Origin of the sequence: Wenzhouxiangella indolica, from assembly GCF_042310355.1 — a bacterium.
Classification (GTDB): Bacteria; Pseudomonadota; Gammaproteobacteria; order Xanthomonadales; family Wenzhouxiangellaceae; genus Wenzhouxiangella.
Genome location: NZ_JBHJMR010000021.1, coordinates 22,800 through 43,961, shown reverse-complemented (window position 1 = coordinate 43,961; position 21,162 = coordinate 22,800). Strand labels below are relative to the sequence as shown.

20 protein-coding genes are annotated in these 21,162 nt (G+C 67.0%); 12 read left to right on the top strand and 8 right to left on the bottom strand.

All coding sequences use genetic code 11. The annotated features are described in order from the left end of the window. Window positions 1–184: 184 nt before the first annotated feature. A complete protein-coding gene (locus tag ACDC67_RS15090; RefSeq protein ID WP_376694460.1) occupies window positions 185–1,186 on the bottom strand; it encodes an N-acetylornithine carbamoyltransferase in 1,002 nt (333 codons plus the stop codon). A 45-nt stretch (window positions 1,187–1,231) separates the two neighbouring features. Beyond that, complete coding sequence (locus ACDC67_RS15085; RefSeq protein ID WP_376694459.1) at window positions 1,232–2,269, bottom strand: GGDEF domain-containing protein; 1,038 nt, start codon at window positions 2,267–2,269, stop codon at window positions 1,232–1,234. Between the two features lie 111 nt (window positions 2,270–2,380). Here ACDC67_RS15085 and ACDC67_RS15080 point away from each other — a divergent pair, with 111 nt between their 5' ends. Together ACDC67_RS15080 and ACDC67_RS15075 are read left to right on the top strand one after the other, a co-directional pair. Next, window positions 2,381–2,560: a PLDc N-terminal domain-containing protein gene (locus tag ACDC67_RS15080; RefSeq protein WP_376694458.1), complete on the top strand. Its 180-nt coding sequence runs from the start codon at window positions 2,381–2,383 to the stop codon at window positions 2,558–2,560. A gap of 45 nt (window positions 2,561–2,605) precedes the next feature. Then, complete coding sequence (locus ACDC67_RS15075; RefSeq protein ID WP_376694457.1) at window positions 2,606–3,214, top strand: DUF924 family protein; 609 nt, start codon at window positions 2,606–2,608, stop codon at window positions 3,212–3,214. A gap of 8 nt (window positions 3,215–3,222) precedes the next feature. Here ACDC67_RS15075 and tyrS read toward each other — a convergent pair whose 3' ends face one another. Then, window positions 3,223–4,413 carry a tyrosine--tRNA ligase gene (gene tyrS / locus ACDC67_RS15070; RefSeq protein WP_376694456.1) on the bottom strand — a complete coding sequence of 397 codons (1,191 nt, stop codon included), beginning with the start codon at window positions 4,411–4,413 and terminating at the stop codon, window positions 3,223–3,225. Between the two features lie 110 nt (window positions 4,414–4,523). Here tyrS and ACDC67_RS15065 point away from each other — a divergent pair, with 110 nt between their 5' ends. The 3 genes from ACDC67_RS15065 (at window position 4,524) to ACDC67_RS15055 (ending at window position 9,688) form a co-directional block, all read left to right on the top strand. Then, entirely contained in the window at window positions 4,524–6,011 is a 1,488-nt protein-coding gene (locus ACDC67_RS15065; RefSeq protein ID WP_376694455.1) for an OapA family protein, read from the top strand. Then, complete coding sequence (locus tag ACDC67_RS15060) at window positions 6,012–7,136, top strand: anhydro-N-acetylmuramic acid kinase (protein ID WP_376694454.1); 1,125 nt, start codon at window positions 6,012–6,014, stop codon at window positions 7,134–7,136. It begins immediately after the preceding gene. A gap of 110 nt (window positions 7,137–7,246) precedes the next feature. Further along, a complete protein-coding gene (locus ACDC67_RS15055; protein WP_376694453.1) occupies window positions 7,247–9,688 on the top strand; it encodes a choice-of-anchor Q domain-containing protein in 2,442 nt (813 codons plus the stop codon). Window positions 9,689–9,694: 6 nt separating this feature from the next. Here the strand turns inward: ACDC67_RS15055 and ACDC67_RS15050 are convergent, their stop codons facing one another. Together ACDC67_RS15050 and ACDC67_RS15045 are read right to left on the bottom strand one after the other, a co-directional pair. Further along, window positions 9,695–11,050 carry an AmpG family muropeptide MFS transporter gene (locus ACDC67_RS15050; RefSeq protein ID WP_376694452.1) on the bottom strand — a complete coding sequence of 452 codons (1,356 nt, stop codon included), beginning with the start codon at window positions 11,048–11,050 and terminating at the stop codon, window positions 9,695–9,697. Continuing rightward, window positions 11,040–11,807 carry an exodeoxyribonuclease III gene (locus tag ACDC67_RS15045; protein WP_376694451.1) on the bottom strand — a complete coding sequence of 256 codons (768 nt, stop codon included), beginning with the start codon at window positions 11,805–11,807 and terminating at the stop codon, window positions 11,040–11,042. Before ACDC67_RS15045 ends, ACDC67_RS15050 begins: the two co-directional genes overlap by 11 nt. Before the next feature lie 164 nt (window positions 11,808–11,971). Here ACDC67_RS15045 and ACDC67_RS15040 point away from each other — a divergent pair, with 164 nt between their 5' ends. Then, entirely contained in the window at window positions 11,972–12,454 is a 483-nt protein-coding gene (locus tag ACDC67_RS15040; RefSeq protein WP_376694450.1) for a hypothetical protein, read from the top strand. A 101-nt stretch (window positions 12,455–12,555) separates the two neighbouring features. Here ACDC67_RS15040 and ACDC67_RS15035 read toward each other — a convergent pair whose 3' ends face one another. Genes ACDC67_RS15035 through ACDC67_RS15025 form a run of 3 tightly spaced genes read right to left on the bottom strand, consistent with a single transcriptional unit; the run spans window position 12,556 to window position 16,859 of the window. Further along, window positions 12,556–13,755, bottom strand: a complete 1,200-nt coding sequence (locus ACDC67_RS15035; RefSeq protein ID WP_376694449.1) for an efflux RND transporter periplasmic adaptor subunit — start codon at window positions 13,753–13,755, stop codon at window positions 12,556–12,558. Window positions 13,756–13,765: 10 nt separating this feature from the next. Beyond that, window positions 13,766–16,129 (bottom strand): ABC transporter permease, encoded by a 2,364-nt coding sequence (locus ACDC67_RS15030; protein WP_376694448.1) that lies wholly within the window; start codon window positions 16,127–16,129, stop codon window positions 13,766–13,768. Window positions 16,130–16,133: 4 nt separating this feature from the next. After that, the gene (locus ACDC67_RS15025; RefSeq protein ID WP_376694447.1) at window positions 16,134–16,859 is read right to left on the bottom strand and encodes an ABC transporter ATP-binding protein; all 726 of its coding nucleotides are present in this window, start codon (window positions 16,857–16,859) and stop codon (window positions 16,134–16,136) included. A gap of 81 nt (window positions 16,860–16,940) precedes the next feature. Here ACDC67_RS15025 and pyrE point away from each other — a divergent pair, with 81 nt between their 5' ends. From pyrE to ACDC67_RS14995, 6 genes are all read left to right on the top strand, one after another. Next, window positions 16,941–17,585, top strand: coding sequence for an orotate phosphoribosyltransferase (gene pyrE / locus ACDC67_RS15020; protein ID WP_376694462.1), 645 nt, complete (start codon window positions 16,941–16,943; stop codon window positions 17,583–17,585). A 9-nt stretch (window positions 17,586–17,594) separates the two neighbouring features. Beyond that, entirely contained in the window at window positions 17,595–18,221 is a 627-nt protein-coding gene (locus ACDC67_RS15015) for a DUF4124 domain-containing protein (RefSeq protein WP_376694446.1), read from the top strand. Window positions 18,222–18,232: 11 nt separating this feature from the next. After that, window positions 18,233–18,985 carry a DUF3426 domain-containing protein gene (locus ACDC67_RS15010; protein ID WP_376694445.1) on the top strand — a complete coding sequence of 251 codons (753 nt, stop codon included), beginning with the start codon at window positions 18,233–18,235 and terminating at the stop codon, window positions 18,983–18,985. Between the two features lie 85 nt (window positions 18,986–19,070). Further along, window positions 19,071–19,322, top strand: coding sequence for a helix-turn-helix domain-containing protein (locus ACDC67_RS15005; protein ID WP_376694444.1), 252 nt, complete (start codon window positions 19,071–19,073; stop codon window positions 19,320–19,322). A gap of 61 nt (window positions 19,323–19,383) precedes the next feature. Further along, complete coding sequence (purH, locus tag ACDC67_RS15000; RefSeq protein WP_376694443.1) at window positions 19,384–20,925, top strand: bifunctional phosphoribosylaminoimidazolecarboxamide formyltransferase/IMP cyclohydrolase; 1,542 nt, start codon at window positions 19,384–19,386, stop codon at window positions 20,923–20,925. Between the two features lie 66 nt (window positions 20,926–20,991). After that, window positions 20,992–21,153 carry a hypothetical protein gene (locus tag ACDC67_RS14995; RefSeq protein WP_376694442.1) on the top strand — a complete coding sequence of 54 codons (162 nt, stop codon included), beginning with the start codon at window positions 20,992–20,994 and terminating at the stop codon, window positions 21,151–21,153. The last annotated feature ends 9 nt before the right edge of the window (window positions 21,154–21,162 follow it).

The window sequence follows — 21,162 nt, the reverse complement described above, 5'->3', positions numbered from 1 at the left end:
GAAAAGCGATTTTTGGTGCCTTTTTTCGCTTTGGAAAAAAGGTACTCGCCATCAGCCTGCGAAGCAGGCGGGCGAAACGCCTTTGACGTGTCGAGGCCAACACCGCGCCCGGTGGCACCACCCCCAGCCAAGCCCCCGAAACCCAAAGCGCGGGAACAAAGGAGCAACCGAACGCCGAACGCCCTCAGGTATTCCCGATCAACGCCGCCATCAGCGCCTTCTGCACGTGCAGGCGGTTCTCCGCCTCGTCGAGGGCGACGCAATAGTCGGCGTCCATGACGCCGTCGGTGGCCTTGATGTTGCGCCGCAGCGGCAGGCAGTGGCTGAAGCGGGCATTGTCGGTCATGGCCATCTTGGCCTCGTCGACGATGAAGTGGCGAAACGGCTCGCGCAGCTTCGCTTCTTCTTCCGGTCGGCCGTAGAAGGGCAGCGCGCCCCAGCTCTTGGCGTAGACGAAATCGGCGCCGGTGTAGGCGCTCTTGATGTCGGTGGACACTGTCAGCGACCCGCCCGACTCGCTCGCCTGGCGCTCGGCGGCGTCCATGAACTGCTCGTCGAGGCGGTAGGCCTCGTCGGGTATGAGCAACTCCACGTTCATGCCGAACTTGCTGGCAATCAGCAAGGCCGAATTGGCCACCGCGGTATTGAGCGGGCGCGGGTGCCAGGTCCAGGTCAGCACGAATTTCTTGCCGTCGGGTTGGCCGATATGGTCTTGCACGGTGCGCATCAGGGCCAGTTCCTGGCAGGGGTGGACGATGGTTTCCATGTTGATCACCGGCACCTGCGCGTATTGGGCGAGCGAACGGATGACCTTGTCCTGGCGATCTTCGGCCCAGTCCTTGAAGAGCGGAAAAGCGCGCAGGGCGATGGCATCGCAGTAGCGCGAGAGCACGCCGGCAACCTCGGCGATGTGCTCTTCGGCGTCACCGTCCATGACCACTTCGGGCTCGAACTCGATCCCCCAGGCGCCACGGCCGGGTTCGAGCACCACCGCGTGCGCGCCGAGCTCGTAGACGCCCACCTCGAACGAGGCCCGCGTGCGCAGCGAAGGGTTGAGAAACAGCAGCGCCACGGAGCGGCCGGCCAGGGGGCGCCCCGACTCGCCGTCGCGCCAGAGCCTGGCACGGTCCAGCAGGGCCTGCAGCTCGTCGCGCGTCCAGTCGAGGGTGGTCAGAAAATGTCGCATGGATGTTCGCTCCCGGTAGCCTCGTTCACTGGAAAGATAGCAGTTTCAGGCCAGACCGGCCGTCACGATGCGGTCGCGTCCGTCCTGCTTGGCGCGGTAGAGGGCTTCATCGGCCCGCGACAGCCACTGCCGCACCGTCTCATCGCGGTCGAGCTCGGCCACGCCCATGCTGGCGGTGACCTCACCACCCGGGCCTTCGAGCTGGGTTGCGAAGGTTCGTTGGAGCGTGCGCGCGACCCGTTCGGCGTCGAGCACGCTCGTGCCGGGCAGCACCACCACGAACTCTTCCCCGCCGAGCCGGAAGATGCCGTCGCGATCGCGCAGCCGGGAGGTCACGATTTCCACGAAGTTGACCAGGATCCGGTCTCCGGCATCGTGCCCATAGACATCGTTGATCGACTTGAAATGATCCAGGTCGAGCAGGATCAGGCTGACCGGCCTGGCGCGCCGCTGCAGAAGCCCCGCGGCCTCGTCGAGCGCATGCCGAAGGGCGCGGCGGTTGCCCGCACGGGTCAGTGGGTCCCGGCTGGCGATCTCGGCCAGGCGGCGCTGCTGCATCTCAGTGCGGGTGGCGAAGATCAGCCCGAAGATACTGACCAGGATGCCGGTCGTAATGAAGCTCCAGAGGTCCACGGCGGAATCGAAGCGATCGGCAAAAATGCTCGTCAGCGCCAGGGTGCCCAGCGCACTGAGCGATGCGAACACCCGGTCGGCCAGGAGGAAGCCCGCGCCTAGAATCGGAAAGGCCCACATGATGCTGATGCTGCCGAAGGTCACCAGCCCCAGGTAGCCGATCGTGACCGTCAGCGCGAGCAATCGCGCGACGAGCCGGGTACGACCGCTGGCCCAGGCATAGCCGACCAGCAAGGCGATGAAACTCACCAGGGCCACATCGCCGGTACCGGTCTGCCAGTCGCCGGCCAGGTAGCGGTAAACGGCCAGGGGCATGATGCCGAGGACCGTACACAGCCCGAACAGGCTGATGATGCCCAGCCGGAAATCCGAACGCAGGCGCTGACGCCAATGCCCGCCCCGTGATCCCGAACGCGGCAGCAGGAATCGCTCCGGACGGCGCGCCTTCATCCAGCTGCCTCCGCGCGTGGGACAGGCTGCGCGAAAGCTTGACGCCGCTGCGCGAAGCGTCGATGCTTGGTCACTGCGAAGGCGCAATCCAACATATCGAAGGAGCACGACATGGGAATCGAAGTCACCGGACTGTTAAGCCTCATCTGGCTGATCATCATCATCTGGGCCATCGTGAAGACCGCCTCGAGCAGTGCGGGCACGGGCGCCAAGGTGCTTTGGATACTGCTGTTGCTGCTCCTGCCCCTGCTTGGCCTCATCCTCTGGCTGCTGCTGGGCCCGAAAGGTTAGCACCCTTCGCAAGAGCACGGCCTGAACGGCAAGGATGAGGCGGCGTTGAACGACGCGAGATCGGCGCAATCCCTGCTCACGTTCTGGTTCGGGGACGCCCGGCGCGACCCCGACCGGATCGGCGAGCGCATGGGCCTGTGGTTCAAGCCGAGCGCCTCGGACGACGAGGCGGTGGCCGAGCGCTTCCGAGCAGTCATGCAGCAGGCGGCCTCCGGGCACCTGACGGACTGGCTGCCGTCGCCCGCCGGGCGACTCGCCCTGATCCTTGCGCTGGACCAGGCGCCGCGCGTGATTTTTCGTCGCCGGGCCGAGGCCTTTGCCCACGACGGCCAGGCGCTGTCGCTCACGCTCGCCGGGATCGATGCCGGCATCGACCGCGAGCTGGGCCTGGCCGAGCGCGCCTTCTTCTACATGCCGCTCCAGCACAGCGAAGACCCGCTGGTCCAGGTGCTATCGGTACGGCAATACGAAGCGCTGGCCAACGACCATCCCGACCACGCCGAACTGGCCAGGGGGTTTCTCGAGCACGCGCGCGAGCACGCCAGCATCATCGAGCGCTTCGGACGCTACCCCCATCGCAACGACGCGCTGGGGCGCGAAAGCAGCGAAGCCGAACGCGCCTTCCTGGAGAAGGGGCCGCGCTACGGCCAGTAGCTGGCGCTTCAGCCCGCCACCGTGACGCGCGCGAAGCGCCGCTTGCCGACCTGCAGCACGCCCTCGAAGCCCGGCTGGAGCAGGCGATCCCGGTCGGTGACTTTCTCGCCGTCGATCTTGACCGCGCCCTGCTTGATCATGCGAAAGGCCTCCGAGTTCGAGGCGGTCAGCTCGCTCGCAGTCAGCGCCGCGGCGATGCCGATGCCATCGGCACCGCCGGCGAGCTGCTTCTCGGGAATATTCTCGGGCATCTGACCGCCGCGAAAGCGGGCGATGAACTGATCGCGCGCCTTTTCGCCCGCACCGGCACCGTGAAAGCGGTCGACGATCTCCATCGCCAACGCGAACTTGGCGTCGCGCGGATTGCCGCCCTGCTCCACGCCCTTGCGCAAGCCCTCGATCTCGTCGATGGAACGGAAGCTGAGCAGTTCGAACCAGCGCCACATCAAGTCGTCGGAAATGCTCATGATCTTGCCGAACATTTCATCGGGCGCATCGGTGATGCCGACGTAGTTGTCGAGCGACTTGGACATCTTCTGCACGCCGTCGGTGCCTTCGAGTAGCGGCCAGGTGATGATGATCTGCGCCGCCTGGCCGGCCTGCTGCTGCAGTTGCCTGCCGACGAGCAGGTTGAACTTCTGGTCGGTGCCGCCCATTTCGACATCGGCTTTCAGGGCCACGGAATCCTGCCCCTGGACCAGCGGGTAGAGGAACTCGTGGATGGCGATGGCCTGCCCCGAGCGGTAGCGCTTCTCGAAGTCGTCACGCTCGAGCATGCGCGCGACGGTGTGCTGCGAGGCCAGGCGGATCATGTCGGCGGCGCTCATCTGCGAGAACCATTCGGAGTTGAAACGCACCTCGGTCCGATCGCGATCGAGAATGCGGTAGACCTGCTCGCGATAGGTCTGGGCATTGGCCCGCACATCGTCTTCGGTCAGCGGTTTGCGGGTGACGTTCTTGCCCGTGGGATCGCCGATCATGCCGGTGAAATCCCCGATCAGGAAAATCACCTCATGGCCGGCATCCTGGAAACGCCGCATGGCGTTGAGGATCACGGTATGGCCCAGGTGAAGGTCCGGCGCGGTCGGGTCGAAGCCCACCTTGATGCGCAGGGGGCGCCCCTCGGCGAGGCGTTTTTCGAGCTCGTCGAACTGGATGACTTCGGCCGCGCCGCGGATTATTTCTTTGATATCGGTCACTTTCAAGCGTCTTCCATGCTGATCCTGCCTGCACATTCGGGCACGTTGTCGTTGACTTGCCCGGCCACGAATCGGTAATGTTAACGGGTTTGCAGCTCTAAACGTCGTGCATGAACAGAAAATCCATGGCCACTATCGGGCGATCACGCTCGTCTCGCTCGATCCGGCAAAGGGCCGAAAAGCCGCTGGCGGCGGTTCAATCCGCCGGCCGGCGCTGCGTGGTCGCGTTACGCGCGCGCCCGCACGTGAGCCTCGCGGCGGTCGGCCTGATCGCGCTCGGAGCCATGATTTCCATGGTGCCCGGCGGACCGCAGGGCTCGCCGGCGGCCAGCATCAAGCCGCTGGACCTGCCGCAGCGCTCCGGTCCGGAATCCGACGCCGAGGCGCCCGAACTGCTGACCGCCTCGGTCGGTAGCCTTCCGGCTTTCGGTGCATCGACCGACCGCGACGAGGAGAACATCGAGGCCTCCTGGCAGATCGTCGAGATCCAGCCCGGACAGACCCTCGAACGCGTTTTCCGGGAGCTGGGCCTGAGCGCCGGCCTGCTGCACGAGATCGTGACCACCACCGAGCAGGCGCGCGACCTGGCGCGCATTCGCCCCGGCGACGAATTCGCCTTCGATATTGATCCCGAAGAAGGCTTCCGTGCACTGCGCACCGAACTCGACGAAGAAGCCTGGCTGTTCGTCGAGCGGGGCGAGGACGGCCTGGCCACCCGAACCGAGCCGCGCCACCTGGAACGGCGCATCGTGGAGACTTCCGGCACGATCAACAGCTCGCTCTACAACGACGCCCGCGCCGCCGGCCTGTCGGATGCGATGGTGATGCGTCTGGCCACCATCTTCGGCTGGGACATCGACTTCGCGCTGGACATCCGTGACGGCGATCGTTTTGCGCTCATTTATGAAGAGGTCTGGCGTGAGGGCGAGTTTCTGCGCGACGGCGACATCCTGGCCGCGCGCTTCGTCAACCGCGGAGAACCCTTCGAGGCGGTCCGCTTCGATGCCGGCAACGGCCCGGACTACTTCGCGCCGGACGGCCGGCCCATGCGCAAGGCCTTCCTGCGCACGCCGCTGAACTTCGCGCGGGTCTCCTCCAACTTCAATCCGCGCCGTCTGCACCCGGTCACCAAGCGCGTGCGGCCACACAACGGCACCGACTACGCCGCCGCGACGGGAACGCCCGTTTGGGCCTCCGGCGACGGCCGCGTGGTCGAGGCCGGCTATTCGCGCGCCAATGGCAACTACATCTTCATCAAACACGGCAACAACATCGTCACACGCTACCTCCACCTGTCGAGAAAGGTCGTCAGCCGGGGCGACCGCGTCCGACAGGGCCAGACCATCGGCCACGTAGGCGCCACCGGCCTGGCGACCGGCCCGCACCTGCACTACGAGTTCCTGCTCAACGGCGTGCATCGCAACCCCCGCACGGTCGACCTGCCCCCGGCCGATCCGCTGCCGGCCGAGCACATGGCGGCGTTCAGCCGAATCGGCGACAGCCTGCTGGCCCGCCTCGACGCCCTGGCGCCGCCGCGCGCCCTGCTGGCCGGCGGCAGCGGCGACGAGGACTGCCGGGACGCCAGCGGCAGCTGCTGAATGGCCAGCGCGGCCGGCGAACCCTACATCGGGCTGATTTCCGGCACCAGCATGGACGGCATCGACGCCGTCGTCGTGGATTTCGGGGCCGATTCGCCCCGGCTGCTGGCCCAGGCCGTTCTGCCCTTCGAAGGCGAGCTTCGCGAGACGCTCGACGAGGTCAGAGCGAATCCCGACGGCTTCCCCGTGGCCGCGCTGGGTGCGCTGGACGTCCGGCTCGGTGACCGATTCGCCGAGGCGGCCCTGGCGGTGGTCTCCGCGGCCGGCCTGAGTCCGTCGGACATCACGGCCATCGGCTCGCACGGCCAGACCGTTATCCACCACCCGCAGGCCGATCCGCCGTTCACGCTCCAGGTCGCCGATGCGCACCGCATCGCCCACCGAACGGGCATTGTCACGGTGGCCGACTTTCGCCGCGCCGACCTGGCGGCGGGCGGGCAGGGCGCGCCGCTGGCGCCGCTTCTGCACGATGCCCTGTTTCGAAGTGACGACGAAGCCCGCGCCGTAATCAACCTGGGCGGCATTGCCAACGTCACCCTGCTGCTGCCCGAACAGCCGCTATCGGGCCTGGATACCGGGCCGGCCAACTGCTTTCTCGACCTCTGGTATCGACGCAATGCCGGCGACGGCCGCTACGATGCGGGCGGCCGGTGGTCTGCCGGCGGACAGGTTGACAAGGCCTGGCTGGCAAAGCTGAAGGCCGATCCATACTTCGCCCGACCGGCACCGAAGAGCACCGGCATCGAGTACTTTTCCCCCGCCTGGCTCGACGCGCGCCTTCCGGAGTGGGCCGAGGATCGCCCCGCCGATGTTCAGGCGACGCTGGCCGAACTGTCGGCCCAAACCATCGCCGATGCGATCCGCACAGCCCGCCCGGTGGGCATCGACACCTGCATCGTCTGCGGCGGCGGTGCGGCCAACGCCGACCTGTGCCGGCGCCTGGCGGCGGCGCTGGACGAGATCGAGATCACGCCCAGCGACCGCCTGGGCCTGCCCGCCGACGACGTCGAATCAACCCTTTTTGCCTGGCTGGCGCGTGAACGCCTGGCGGGCCGCCGGCTGACCACCGGCCCGGTTACCGGGGCGAATCGCCCCGTGCTGCTGGGCACCGTGCACGAACCCTGAGCACTTCCCGCTCGCGCCGGCTTTTGGCGACCGGGCGGTTCTGGCAAACTAAGCTCGGGATCTAGGGACTCATGCCGCTTGCCGGCATAAAGAATGAAGAGGGAAACATCATGCCGAATTCAACCAAGTACGCCCTGCGACAGCGGGTCCAGCCGACGGTCGCACCGCTGACCGCAGCCGTAAGCCTGGCCCTCGGGGCCGGCAACCTCCAAGCCGCGACCATCACGGTCGACACCCTGACCGACGGTTCCGTCGCCGGGCAGTGCACCCTGCGTGACGCCTTCGAAGCGGCCAACACCGATGCGGCGGTCGCCGGCTGCAGTGCCGGCAGCGGCGCGGACGAAATCGTTTTTACCTCGGGGCTCAGCGGCACCCTGACCCTGACCGAGGACGGGCTCAACGGGCTGGCGGCCTCCAGCGCGATCACGGTAAGCGGCCCGGGCAGCGACCAACTCACCATCGACGGCGCTGGGACCTTCCCGATTTTCGGGGCCGGAACCGCCGATGCGGTGCTATCGCTCTCGGGCCTGACCCTGAGCAATGGCTACTCCAACTACGGCGGCGCGGCGGCGATCGCGTCCTTCGGGGCATCCCTGTCACTGAGCGACTGCGTGGTTTCGGGCAATGTCACCAGCGCTCCGTCCTTCGGCGGGGGGGCGGTGTCCGCCGATTCGGCCAACCTGTCGATCACCAACTGCGAATTCGTGGGCAACGCGGCGGGCGGCGGGATCAGAGGCGACAACTCGGGGATCGGCGGTGCGGTGCTCGCCTTCGAGGCTTTGAGTCTCGACATCAGCGACTCCAGCTTCAACAACAATTACGCCAGCTACGCCGGCGGCGCGATCGCCATCTTTGCCAGCGCCGACGCCAACCTGGCTTCGCTGAACCTGTCCGGAAACGAGGCGACTTTCGGTGGCGGCCTTGCCCTGTTCGAGAGCAGCCAGGCAACCTTGTCGCAGTCGACGATCAGCGGCAATGAAGCCGGCGCCGGCGGCGGGCTGTTCGTGACATCCGGCTCGAGCCTCGATGTGGCCACGACCGGCATCGACAACAACCTTGCCTACTACGACGGCGGTGGCATCCTCGCCGGCGCCGGTGACGGCGCGGTGGTTTACGCCACCGGCGAAGCACCGCAGGGCGGCGGATATCTGGTCTACGGCACCGGTGAGATCTACCTGAACGATTCCACGCTTGCCGGCAACCAGGCCTATCGCTACGGCGGAGGCATGGCCGTCAAGTACGGCGGCAGCTCGGGCCTGGCGATTGCCACGACGATCACCGGCAACCTGGCCGGCCCGGTTTCTATCCGCTCCTTCCGCGGCGGCGGTGGCGGCAGTTACAGCGGCGGCGGCGGCGGAATGGCCACGCTTTACGGTGGCGAGGCTTACCTCGCCTACGGCGGCGAACTGACCGACAACGTCGCTATCCAGGGGGGCGGAGTTTTGAGTGCCGGCGGCTTGGCCGCAGTGGTCGAGACGCTTGTCGACGGCAACTACGGCTACTACGGCGGCGGCCTTCAGGCAGCGCTCATGGGACCTGTCGTGACGGGCGACCATGAGCGCGGCGTGCCTGTTGCAGGGGGCACGATCGGCGTGATCTCCAGTACCGTCAGCGGCAATACGGCCGACGCCGGCGGCGGCATTCTGGCGCTCCCGGATGGCGTGGTCATCGTTTCCGATTCAGCCGTTGAAGCCAATACGGCCGAAATCGGCGCCGGTGTGGTCAGCTACGACGGCACCGCGACGGTCAAGTACAGCACCGTGATCAACAATTCCGCCACCAACTACGGCGGCGGCATTTCAGCACTCGGCGCCAACTGCGAGGCGAATATCACCGAAACCCTGATCAGCGGCAACTCGGCCGGCGCCGCCGGCGGCGTCTATAGTGACGGTTGTGACTTCTACATCGGCTACTCGACCATCAGCGACAACCAGGCCACCGTCGCGGGCGGCGGCATCATCCTGGCCGGCACCGTTCAGCCGCAGATGCTGAACTCGACCGTCAGCGGCAACTCGGCCGACAACATCGGCGGGCTTTACGGGATCGGGCTGGCCGCCAACTTCATTACGGTCAGCCAGAACGAATCCACCGGCACGACGCCGGTCACCAGCGGTCGGTTCGGGGGCACAGCGGCGGCAGGCGGCGCCCTGCTGGTTGCTTACGGCGACGGCATCGACGTCGACAACTCGATCTTTTCCGGCAATACCGTCGCCGGCAGCCCGCTGGACCTGGAATTCGTAGCCGGCGGTGGCCCCAGCGCGCTCGACTACTCGCTGGTCCAGGCCCCGGGCAACGACCTGCCCACCGGCAGCGGCAACCTGATCGGCGACGATCCCCTGCTCGGCCCCCTGATCAACAACGGCGGGCCCACGCCAACGCATGCAATGGCAGCGGGGTCGCCGGTGATCGATGCCGGCGATCCGGCCACCACGGTCGAGTTCGACCAGCGCGGCCAGCCCTACGTGCGCCAGTCCGGCGGCCGCGCCGACATGGGCGCCTTCGAGCGGTTCATCGACGGGATCTTCGCCGACCGCTTCGAGCAGAGTCGATAGACTCGATCAATCCCGGCTTTCGGTGGATGCGGCGACGTAGCGTCGCCGCATCAGCCAGAGGATGAGCAGGATGGCCGGGATACCCAGCGCCGAGGCGTAGACGAAGAAGAAAACGTAGCCGGCGGTATCGACGATCCAGCCCGACGGGCCGCCCAGCAGCTTGCCGGGCAGGGTCATGAACGAGCTGAACAGGGCGTACTGGGTGGCGGTGTAGCGCCGGCTGACCAGCGAGGACAGCCAGGCGATGAACACCGTGGCCGACAGGCCATTGGCGAGGTTGTCGGCGCCGATGGTCATGAACAGCGCCCACAGCTGCGGCCCGATGGTCGCCAGCCAGGCGAACAAAAGGTTGGTCACCGCCACGATGATGGCCGCGGCCAGCAGCATCGGCATCAGGCCGTAGCGCGCCACCAGCACGCCGCCGAGCAGCCCGCCGGCGATGGTCATGACGATGCCGAACACGTTGGTCACCGTCGCAATCTCGCTGAGCGTGAACCCCAGGTCCAGGTAAAGCGGATTGGCCATCGCGGCCATGGAAATGTCGGAGACCTTGAACAAGCCGATCAGGACCAGCACCGGCAGGGCCATCCAGCCGTTGCGCCGGAAAAAGTCGGCCAGCGGCGCGACCACGGCACCGGTCAACCAGGCACCCAGGTCCTGAAGCCTGCCGGGCAATTTGGAGCGCTCGCGAAATCCGATCACCAGCGGATCCTTCTCGATGTCGAGCCGCTCGAGCGAGGTCGGCTCGGGCGAGATCAGCACCGCCACCACGCCGACCAGCACCATGGCGCTCATGCACAGGTAGGCCAGGGTCCAGCTGGCGAAATCGGCGATGTAGAGCGCGCCGGCGCCGGTGGCCAGCAGGGCCATGCGGTAACCCAGCACGTAGGTGCCGGCCAGCGCCGCCTGGAACTCGTTGGCGTCGGACTCGATGCGAAAGGCATCGATGGTGATGTCCTGGGTGGCGGCCGAGAACGCGACCAGCAAGGCGAGCAACGCCACTTGCACGAGATCGGAGACCGGGTCGGTGAATGCCATGCCCGCCAGCCCGATCATGATCCCGACCTGGGCGAGCAGCATCCAGCCGCGGCGCTGGCCGAACACCCGCGTGAGCAGCGGCAGGCGAATTCGATCGACCACGGGAGACCAGAACACCTTGATCGAGTAAGTGATCCCGATCCAGGCGAAGAAACCGATCGCCGTGCGCGACACACCCTCGTCGCGCAGCCACGCGGTCAGCGTGGAGAACACCAGCATGAAAGGCAGCCCGGCGGAGAAGCCCAGCAGCAGCATGCGCAGGACCGTGGGCCGGGTGTAGACCGCCCAGGCGCGGCGCCAACCGACGGTCGACTCAGTCGTCATAGTCGAGAATCAGCGGCGCATGGTCGGAAAAATTTTCGTCGGTGTAGATTTCGGCCGAGCGGGCACGTTCGGCCAGGCCCTTCGTGGCCACCTGGTAGTCGATGCGCCAGCCCACGTTCTTTTCGCGGGCCCGTCCGCGCTGCGACCACCAGGTAAAGCGGTCGGGATTGGGATCGACCTGCCGGAAGGCATCGACCATGCCGACCGGCCCGAACACCTCGTCGAGCCAGGCGCGTTCCTCGGGCAGGAAACCGGAGTTTTTCTGGTTGGCCTTCCAGTTCTTGAGGTCGATTTCCTTGTGGGCGATGTTCCAGTCGCCGCAGATGACGTAGTCGCGATCGTGGCCGGCCAGTTCCTCGAGATGCGGATGCAAGCGCTCCATGCAGCGGTACTTGAACTGCTGGCGCTCGTCCTTGGAGGTGCCCGAGGGCAGGTAGAGCGACACGACGCTGAGGTTCTCGAAATCGGCCTGCAGCCAGCGACCCTCGCGGTCGAATTCCTCCCAGCCCAGGCCGTACACCACGCGCACCGGCTGGTGCTTCGAGTACAGCGCCACACCCGAATAGCCCTTCTTTTCGGCGTCGTGGTAGTAGCAGTGGTAGCCGATCGGGAAGAAGTCGCGGTCGGCCAGCTGCCAGTGCTGGGCCTTGGTTTCCTGGATGCAGACGAAGTCGGCGTCCTGTTTCCTCAGCCAGTCGAAAAAGCCCTTGCGGTGGGCGGCGCGGATGCCGTTGGCGTTGAGCGAGATGATGCGCATGGCGAATCGAAGCGTCGAACCAGCCGAATATGGTATGCCAATCGGTATCCCATCAACGGTTCGGATGCCGAACAGCGACGCAGACGCGGCCTGTCGAGGGCGTTGACCTTTGACGTAATCATTAGTACGATCGGTTTCGTGGATTTTCACGGAGACCCGATATCATGCTGATTCGCCAAGTTACCATCGCACTGTTTCTGACCGTCCTGGCCCTGTCCGCCGGGCTTTCGAACACCGCCCAGGCTCGGGAAGTCGCCTCCATCGGCGAGTTCCTGGGCGCCCTCGAGGAGTTGCGCGGCAAGCTCGAGGACGGCGACCCGCGCGAACTCGGCAGCCGCGAGTGGCGCGAGTTCAACAAGCTCGAGGGCCGCTTCGAGGAGCTGCTCGACGGCGTCGAGACCGTCGAAGACCTGTCCGACGATGACAAGATTGCGCTGATCAACACGCAAGAAGAGCTCGACGCCCTGCTGATGGGCGGTGGCAGAACCGACGATCGCATCATCTGCCGCAAGGTGCGCAAGACCGGCACCCGCATTTCACGCCGCGAGTGCATCACGCAGCAGGAACTCGAGATCGAACGCGAACAGACGCGCAACGACCTGCTCGACATCCGCTCATCGATGTGCGGCCCCCAGCACGGCTGCTGAGTACCGCTCTTGGCCCGGCCAGCAGTGCAGACTGCCGCCGGCTCAACAGAAGCCACAGCGCCCGCCCTCGCGGGCGCTGTGCCGTTCGGGGGCGCCCGATCTCAGCGATCGTCTGCCGCTACGCGGACGCCGTGCGAGAGGCGATCGCCCGGATGGACCACCACCTCCTCGCCGGAAGCCAGGCCCGACAGGATCTGCGTGTGCAGGCCGCTCTGCCGGCCGGGCTCCACTGCGCGCCGGTGGGCACGCCCGCCCTCGACGACGAAGACCTGCCATCGATTGTCGAGGCGAAACAGCGCCGATGAAGGCACTTGCAGCACCTCGTCGCCTTCCCAGAGAATGAAGCGGGCATCGACCCGGAAGCCGACGCCCAGCTTCTGCCAGATCTCGCGCGGGGAATCGATCTCGACCAGCACCGGAACGCGCTGCTCTTCCACGCCGAGGGCGGAGATCCGCTTGAAACCGGCCGGTTCGACGCGCCGCACCCGCCCTTCCAGCGCTTCCTCACCGCCCCAGTTTTCGATGATCACCCTTGTCCCGGCGGCGACCCGAACGGCATCCATGCTCAGCAGGTCAACGCGCACCTCGAGCTCATCGAGCTGACCGATTTCCAGGATCGGCTCACCGGCCTGGATCACCCCTTCGCAGCATCGCTGGCGGGTGAGCACCACGCCGCCCACCGGGGCGGCCACGCTCAGCGCCTGGCGGCCGTCGCCGCTGCGCTCGCCCTCGGCGATTTCAAGCACGGCTCGGGCATTCTCGACCTCGAAGCCGGCGGCCTCGACGGAAGCACGCGCGGCCGCCAGCGCCGAGGTGGCGCGTGCGACGGCGCTCTGGGCCCGTTCCAGCTCGCTTTCGGCCACCAGGCCCCGGTCGGACAGTTCGCGCATGCGGCGCAGCTCGCTCCTGGCCAGGGAAAGATCCGCCTCGCGGTTTTCCTGCTCGGCGCGCGCGGCCTGCACGCGCGCCCTGGCGGCCGCCAGCGACTCGCGCGCCTGTTCACGGGTGCGCGCATCCAGCGCCGGCGCCGGCGGCGCCTCCAGCACGAAGACGGTATCGCCGGCGGCGACGTCATCACCCGGCTCGAGCGCAACCCGGTGCAGGTAGCCGCCGATGGGTGCGGAGACAATGTAGGCGTTGCGCAAGTGCGTTCGCCCCTCATCCTCGACCGTCTCGACGAGGGGAGCGCGCTGTGCGGTCGTCGTGGTCACCGCCACCGGCGCCGGCCACAGCCCCCAGACCAGGGCCAGCATCAGGGCCAGGCCGACGAGGGCAAGCAGGATCTTTCGCTGTGTAGTCATCGCAACGCCTCTATTCAATCGATTTGAGCGCCGACACCATGTCCAGTCGCAACAGGCGCGGCGTGATCAACACGGCGGACAGTGCCGCCGCGGCCAGAACGCTGGCGGCCGAAAGCGCGTAGGCCTGGCGCGTGACGACGAAGGGGATTCGAAACAGGTCCATCGCCATGGACTCGGTCAGCACCCAGGCAAAGCCCGTGCCCAGCACCCAGCCGAGCGGGATGGCCGCCAGGGTCAGCAGCGTAAGTTCTCCGATCAGGATCCAGGCCACCTCGCCACGCCCGAATCCCAGCACGCGCAATGTGGCCAGCTCGCGTTCGCGTTCGGCCAGGGCGATTCTGGCACTGTTGTAGACCACGGCAAAAGCGATCGAGGCGGCGAGAAGGAGCATGACGCTCATCATGCCCAGGGCGGTGTCCTCGATGTAGGCGCGTATGTCGCGCTCGGCCCGGCTGATCAGGCCGATACCGGCCACGCGCGGCGCGTCCCGCAACGCTTGGTAGAGCGCCTGTTCGTGCTGGTCATCGAGCGCGAGCCAGAAGCCGGAAACAGCCGGCCCCTCGCGCATCAGGCGGTTCAGCGCGGCACGCGACATGTAGGCGCTCACCCCCAGTGGTTCGGCCACCACGCCTGCCAGGGGAACGCTCACCGTGCGCCGGCGCCCCACCTTGATCTCGACATCGATCGCGTCACCCACACGCGCGCCCAGGTGCTCGGCAAGGTAATCGGTCAGCACCAGGCCCTCGTCGGGCAGCGTTTGGTCGGCGCCGGCGCGGTCGATCAGCCCGCGCAGCTGCGGCGATGGCGGCATGCCCAGCAGGGCGGTACGGTAGTCGCTCACGCCGTGCACCAGGCGCACGGGAACCGACCGGAATCCCTCGACGTGACGAACGCCGGGGTACTGGCGAAGCTCGGCGGCGGCGCGCACGGAAGTCACCTCGTTGAGATGCACGATCGCATCCATCTTGAGGACCTTCTGATACTGGGTATCGATCAACTCATCGACGGCATTGAACTGATAGCCGCCGATCAGCAGGAGGGCGACCGACAGGGCGATCCCCAGCACCGACAACAAGGCCTTGACGCGGTGCCGGCCCAGGTTGCGGAAAATAATCCGCGTTGGCTGGTCCAGCCAGCCGCGGAGCCCCGACCCATCCAGCCAGCCGCGCCTGAAGATCGCTGGTGCGGGCGGGCGCATGGCCACGGCCGGCGCCAGGGCGGCCGCTTCGCGCACCGCCCGCCAGGTACCCAGCATCGCGGCAGCGGCCGATACCGCCGCGCCGAGGGCGACGATCTGCGGCCGGACCTCGAAACGGGTTTCGGGAAAGCGAAAATACTGCATGTAGAGCGCGGCCACCCAGTCGGCCGCCCAGGCGCCCAGCACGGCACCAACGACGACGCCGACGAGCACGATCAGGGCGGTCAGCAAGGCGTAGTGCCGCACCAGTTCGCCGCCGCCGTAGCCGAAGGCCTTGAGCACCGCCACCTGCTGGCGCTGGGTGCGGACGATGCGCCCCATCAACACGCTGAGCAGGAAAGCGGACACGCCGAGAAAGATGCCCGGCAGGATGATCGCCATGACGCCGAGCTGGTCGATTTCCTGCGACAGGATGCGGTGCGAGACCTGCTCATCGCGCCCGTAGGCGCCGAGACTGCCGTAGTCGCCGAGCAGCCGGTCGAGCGCGGCGATGACCGGCTCGGCCTCGGCACCGGCCTGGAGGGTGAGCGCCACGCTGTTGAAGGCGCCGTCCATGTCGAAGGCGCGACCGAGCGAACGCCGGTTCATCCACAGCACGCCGAAGCGCTCGTAGTCGGGAATCAGGTCGGCCGGACCGAGCTGGTAGACGTACTCCGGCGACAGCACGATACCGCTGACGGTCAGGCTTTCCAGCCGTCCATTGATGATCGCCTCGATCCGGTCACCGGCACGCAAGCCGTGCGCCTGGGCGAAGGGCTCGCTGACGGCGACGGCGTCGGCCCGTCCGGGCTCCGGCAAGCGGCCCTGGCGCAGGTGCAGGCGATTGATCGGGGGCTGCTCACCCCCGGGGATGCTGACCAGCTGGCCACTGACCGGATCGTCGAAGCCGGCCACTTCCAGCCGCACCGGCGCCACGACCCGCGTGTGGACCCGGTCGACACCGTCGATGACGGCCATCCGCCCGGAAAGATGCTCCGGCGCGCGCTTGAGCTCGGTGAAGACATCGGCAAAGCGGTAGTCGCGGTAGAAGCCGGCCTGGCTGTCTCGAATCGCGTCGAGCGACGTAACCGCGATGATCAGGGTCATGACGCCGGCGGCGATGACCAGGGCGATCGCCGCCACCTGCCCCTTGAGCGCCCCCAGGTCGCGCAGCAGTTTGCGATCGAGCGCGCGCATCCGACTACCAGCTCAGCGACGCCGGGTCGGAGCGCTCGCGGTTGGTCTCGATCGAATCGATGCGCCCGTCGCGCAAGCGCACCACGCGGTCGGCCATGCTCGCGATCACGGCATTGTGGGTGATCACGACGGTGGTCGCCCCCACCTCGCGATTGACCTGGTCGATCACCGCGAGCACCTGCCGGCCGGTTTTCGAATCGAGTGCGCCGGTCGGCTCGTCGCACATCAGCACGGCCGGGCGCTTGGCCACGGCGCGCGCGATTGCCACGCGCTGCTGCTCACCGCCGGACAGCTGCGAGGGAAAATGATCGCGGCGGTCTTCGAGGCCGACCAGGCGCAGGGCCTCCAGCGGCAGCATCGGTGAACGGGCGATATCGGTGACGACGGCAACGTTCTCCAGGGCCGTGAGGCTCGGAATCATGTTGTAGAACTGGAACACGAAGCCGACATGCTCACGCCGAAAACGGGTGAGCTCGCGCTGGCTGTCGAAGTCGAGCTGCCGCCCGTCGTAGCGCACCGTGCCCTCGGTCGGCGCGTCCAGGCCGCCCAGGATATTGAGCAGGGTCGATTTGCCCGAACCCGAGGCGCCCAGCATCACGACCAGCTCGCCGGCGAAAAGGTCGAGGTCGACGCCGCGCAGGGCGTGAATCGCCACTTCACCCATCTGGTAGACGCGGGTCAGGCCCCGGGCCTGGAAGACTACCGTCGGTTCGCAATCGCCGCGCTGCATGCTGCTTTCCTGCATCCGGAATCGACAGCTTAGGCCAGGACGCGACGCACTGCATGACCTCGATCAACTAGAATGAGTCTCATGCCAAAGCCCTGGACCACTCGCTTCCTGCAGCTCGCCCTCGACCGGGAGGCGCTGCGTTTCGGCCGCTTCACCTTGAAGTCCGGCCGCGAAAGCCCGTACTTTTTCAATGCCGGCGAGTTCAGCACCGGCGCGGCCATCGACACGCTCTCGCGCTGCTACGCCGACGCGATCGTCGATTCGGGCATCGCCTTCGACATGCTCTTCGGCCCCGCCTACAAGGGCATTCCGCTGGCGGCCGCGGTGGCCCTGAACCTGTCGCGCGAGCATGCGATCGACGTGCCGTTCGCCTACAACCGCAAGGAGGCCAAGGATCACGGCGAGGGCGGCATGCTGGTCGGCGCACCGCTTGCCGGCCGCGTGCTGATCATCGACGACGTGATCTCGGCCGGCACCTCCATCGGTGAAGCGCTCGCCATCATCGCCGAGGCCGGCGCCGACGCGGCCGGCGTGGCCATCGCCCTCGACCGCCAGGAGCGTGGCAGCGACGACGAACGATCAGCCGTCCAGGTTGTCGAATCCAATGGTTTGCAGGTCGTCTCGATCGCCGGCCTGCAGGATCTGATCGACTGGCTGGCCTCGCACGACCGCCCGCCGGCGAGTCTCGAGGCCGTGATAGGCTATCAACAACGTTACGGCGCCTGATTTCCCGCGATGCTGCGTCACACTCTGCTGTTCTTTCTGCTTCTCGTTCTGGCTGCGCCCGCCGCGCAGGCCCAGTCCGTGTATCGCTGGGTCGACGACGAGGGCGAAACCCACTACGGCCAGTCGGTGCCGCCGGAGTTCAAGGACTACGGCTACGTCCGGCTGGGTCCTGACGGGACGGTTCGCGAACGCGTCGAGCCGGCGCTGAGCCCCGAGGAGATCGCCGAGCGCCGCCGGGAACGCCGCGAGCAGGCCCGCATCGAGGCCGAGGAACGCAGCCAGGAGGCCCGCGACCGAATGCTGCTGGCCACCTACAGCAGCGAATCGGACCTGCGCGAGGCACTCGAGATGCAGCTGGCCGGCATTCAGAGCCAGCGCGTATCGACGCGCCTGGCCCTGGGTCTCATCGAGAACCGCTTCGAAAAACTGGTCGGCCGCGCCGCTTCCATCAACCGCGACGGCAAGTCGGTTCCGAAGTCGCTGCAGGACAACATCGAGCAGACCCGCTCCGAGCTGCGCGGGCTGCGTGCCGACCTGGATCGCCTCGACGAGCGAGAACAGGCGGCCCGTGATCGCTTTTCGGCCAGCCTCGAGCGCTATCGCGAGCTGACCTCGGCGCGATCCGAAAACGGCTGAGGTCGGTCGCCGTGTACACGCGCTGCCCGGGGTGCCAGGCCGTCTACGAACTCCCGCCCAGGGCGTTGGCCGAGGCAGCCGGCGTGGTCCGCTGCGGCAATTGCGGCAAGACCTTCAACAGCCTCTCGGAGCTGTTCGAACGCCACCCCGACACCTCGGATGCGCCCCTGCGCGGCAACGGCATGCCGCCCATGCTCGAGCACCCGGACATGGTTCAGGCCGAACTCCCGGTGGAGTATCACAACGAACCCGAACCCGGGCCCGATGCGGCTTCCGCCGCCGAGCCCCTGCCCGAATTCGATCCGGACGACTCCGGTCCGCGCCGCTGGCTGTGGCCGGCGGTCAGCGCCGTGTTGCTGGTGCTGCTGGTGGTCCAGCTCTGGGCGCTCTGGCAGACCCCCGGTTCGCCGGTGGCGCGCTGGCTCGGCAGTTCGGCCCAGCCCGATGCGGCGCTTGACCCCAACGAGACCATCCAGATCGTATCGCGCGACCTGCACCCCCACCCCAGCCTGGACGACGCCGTCGTCATCAGCGCCAGCCTGCGCAACCAGGCCGACACGGCCGTGCCGTTTCCGGTAGTCGAAGTGCGCTTCTACGACGCCAGTCAGCAGGTTCTGGGCGTGCGGCGTCTCCAGCCCGGGGAGTACCTGCGCGACCCGGAGCAGATCAGCCGCGGACTGCCGGCGGGCGTCGTGATGCCGATCCTGCTGGAATTCGTCGTCGGAACGAGCGAGCCGGCCGGCTTCCAGATGCGTTTCCACTAATACGCATGAGAGCCCGGCCAGTTGTGCTATCGTTTGCGGTTCGCCGCGAACACCCAAGCGTCCAAGCCTTTCGAGGGAACCGAGCTTGTCAGAAAAGCAGCCAGATCAGGGCCCGTGCCTGCATGAATTCGTCCGCTGCGTCGTTCGACAGTACCTGGACGACATGGGCCATACGCCGCCGGAGAACCTGCACGGTCTGATCATGAGCGAGGCCGAGCGAGCGCTGGTCGAAACCGTTCTGGGACAGACCGACGGCAACCAGTCCCGCGCGGCCGAAATTCTCGGCATCACCCGAACCACCCTTCGCAACCGCATCCGTCGCTACGGCCTGGACTGAGTCGCCGACCGGGATCCCCTTCCCCGGCGTTTGAATCTTCTCCGGAGCACATGACCTGCCAATGAACAACTCCAATCGCCGCTGGGCCCTGCTGAGCGTCTCCGACAAGCGCGGGCTGGTCGATCTGGCCCGGCACCTCGATCATGCCGGCTTCGACCTGCTGTCCACCGGCGGCACGGCGCGCGCGATCGACGAAGCCGGGCTGGCCGTGACCGAAGTCGGTACCCTCACCGGCTTCCCCGAGATCATGGACGGGCGCGTCAAGACCCTGCACCCCAAAGTCCACGGCGGCATCCTCGGCCGGCGCGACCTCGACGCCGGCGTGATGGCCGAACACGGCATCGAGCGCATCGATGTGGTGGTCGTCAACCTCTACCCCTTCGCCGAAACCGTGGCGCGCCGGGACTGCACGCTGGACGAAGCGATCGAGAACATCGACATCGGCGGCCCGGCCATGCTGCGCGCCGCCGCCAAGAACCACCGCGACGTCTGCGTGCTGTGCGACCCCGACGACTATGCGAGCGTCATCGATTCTCTGCCCGAACTACCCGACGAAGGTCGTCGGCGCGCGCTGGCCACGCGCGCATTTGCGCACACCTGCGCCTACGACGGCCAGATCAGCCAGTGGCTTTCGGCGCACGATGGTGACAGCGAGCTGCCGCCGAGGATCAATCTCGCGCTCGACGCCATCGAGTCCCTGCGCTACGGCGAAAACCCGCACCAGGCTGCCGGGGTCTATCGCGTCCGGGGCCAGGGTGCGCGCGGACTGGCCGGCTGCCAGCCCCTGCAGGGCAAGGCGCTGAGCTACAACAACCTGCTCGACGCCGACGCCGCCTGGGCCGGCGTGAAGAGCCTGGGCGAGGCACCCGCCTGCGTGATCGTCAAGCACACCAATCCCTGCGGCGCGGCCCAGGGCGACAGCGTGGCCGAAGCCTACGACAAGGCTTTCGCATGCGACCCGAGTTCGGCCTTCGGCGGCATCATCGCGGTCAACCGCGAAGTCGACGGCGAACTGGCCGGCCGCCTGCTCAAGCAGTTCATGGAAGTGCTGATCGCCCCGTCCGTGAGCAGCGAGGCGCGCGAAATGCTGGCTGCCAAGCCGAATGTTCGGGTGCTGACCCCCGGCGACGCCGCGCCGCAGCCGCTGGAATTGCGCGCCATCGACGGCGGCTGGCTGGTGCAGGCCGCCGACGACTGGCAGACCGTGCCCCAGCTCGAGATCGTCACCGAACGATCGCCCGACGACGCCGAACTCGACGACCTGCGCTTTGCCTGGGCCGCCGTGCGCCTGGTGCGCTCCAACGCCATCGTCTACGCTAGGGACCGCGCCACCGTCGGCATCGGCGCCGGCCAGATGAGCCGCGTCGACTCCGCCCGCTTCGCCGCGGTCAAGGCCGAAGGCGCCGGGCTGTCGCTGGCCGGTGCCGTGATGGCCTCCGACGCCTTCTTCCCGTTCGCCGACAGCATCGAAGCCGCCGCCGAACGCGGCATCCGCGCCGTCATCCAGCCGGGAGGCTCAAAGCGTGACCAGGAGGTCATCGATGCCTGCAACAAGCATGGCATTGCGATGGTGTTGACGGGGAGGAGGCACTTCAGGCACTGAGGGGACGGCCCGGCAGCGCCGGACCGAAATTCGAAATCCGAAGCACCAAATCCGAAACAAATTCGAATGACCGAAATTCGAATGTTCAAAACGACCGCGCCGTTTGCCACCGCAGGCGCGTCCTGGATCAGCGAGGGTTTTGTTTCTGTCATTGGGATTTTGAACATTGGGTTTTGTTTCGGATTTGGTGCTTCGGATTTGAAAATTTCGCCCTCCCGAAAGCCCTGACGCGCCCAG

Coding starts and splice junctions, on each gene's coding strand:
- ACDC67_RS15090 (WP_376694460.1), bottom strand. CDS start 1,186: ATGCGACATTTTCTGACCACCCTCGACTGGACGCGCGACGAGCTGCAG.
- ACDC67_RS15085 (WP_376694459.1), bottom strand. CDS start 2,269: ATGAAGGCGCGCCGTCCGGAGCGATTCCTGCTGCCGCGTTCGGGATCA.
- ACDC67_RS15080 (WP_376694458.1), top strand. CDS start 2,381: ATGGGAATCGAAGTCACCGGACTGTTAAGCCTCATCTGGCTGATCATC.
- ACDC67_RS15065 (WP_376694455.1), top strand. CDS start 4,524: ATGAACAGAAAATCCATGGCCACTATCGGGCGATCACGCTCGTCTCGC.
- ACDC67_RS15060 (WP_376694454.1), top strand. CDS start 6,012: ATGGCCAGCGCGGCCGGCGAACCCTACATCGGGCTGATTTCCGGCACC.
- ACDC67_RS15055 (WP_376694453.1), top strand. CDS start 7,247: ATGCCGAATTCAACCAAGTACGCCCTGCGACAGCGGGTCCAGCCGACG.
- ACDC67_RS15050 (WP_376694452.1), bottom strand. CDS start 11,050: ATGACGACTGAGTCGACCGTCGGTTGGCGCCGCGCCTGGGCGGTCTAC.
- ACDC67_RS15045 (WP_376694451.1), bottom strand. CDS start 11,807: ATGCGCATCATCTCGCTCAACGCCAACGGCATCCGCGCCGCCCACCGC.
- ACDC67_RS15040 (WP_376694450.1), top strand. CDS start 11,972: ATGCTGATTCGCCAAGTTACCATCGCACTGTTTCTGACCGTCCTGGCC.
- ACDC67_RS15035 (WP_376694449.1), bottom strand. CDS start 13,755: ATGACTACACAGCGAAAGATCCTGCTTGCCCTCGTCGGCCTGGCCCTG.
- ACDC67_RS15030 (WP_376694448.1), bottom strand. CDS start 16,129: ATGCGCGCGCTCGATCGCAAACTGCTGCGCGACCTGGGGGCGCTCAAG.
- ACDC67_RS15025 (WP_376694447.1), bottom strand. CDS start 16,859: ATGCAGCGCGGCGATTGCGAACCGACGGTAGTCTTCCAGGCCCGGGGC.
- pyrE (WP_376694462.1), top strand. CDS start 16,941: ATGCCAAAGCCCTGGACCACTCGCTTCCTGCAGCTCGCCCTCGACCGG.
- ACDC67_RS15015 (WP_376694446.1), top strand. CDS start 17,595: ATGCTGCGTCACACTCTGCTGTTCTTTCTGCTTCTCGTTCTGGCTGCG.
- purH (WP_376694443.1), top strand. CDS start 19,384: ATGAACAACTCCAATCGCCGCTGGGCCCTGCTGAGCGTCTCCGACAAG.
- ACDC67_RS14995 (WP_376694442.1), top strand. CDS start 20,992: ATGACCGAAATTCGAATGTTCAAAACGACCGCGCCGTTTGCCACCGCA.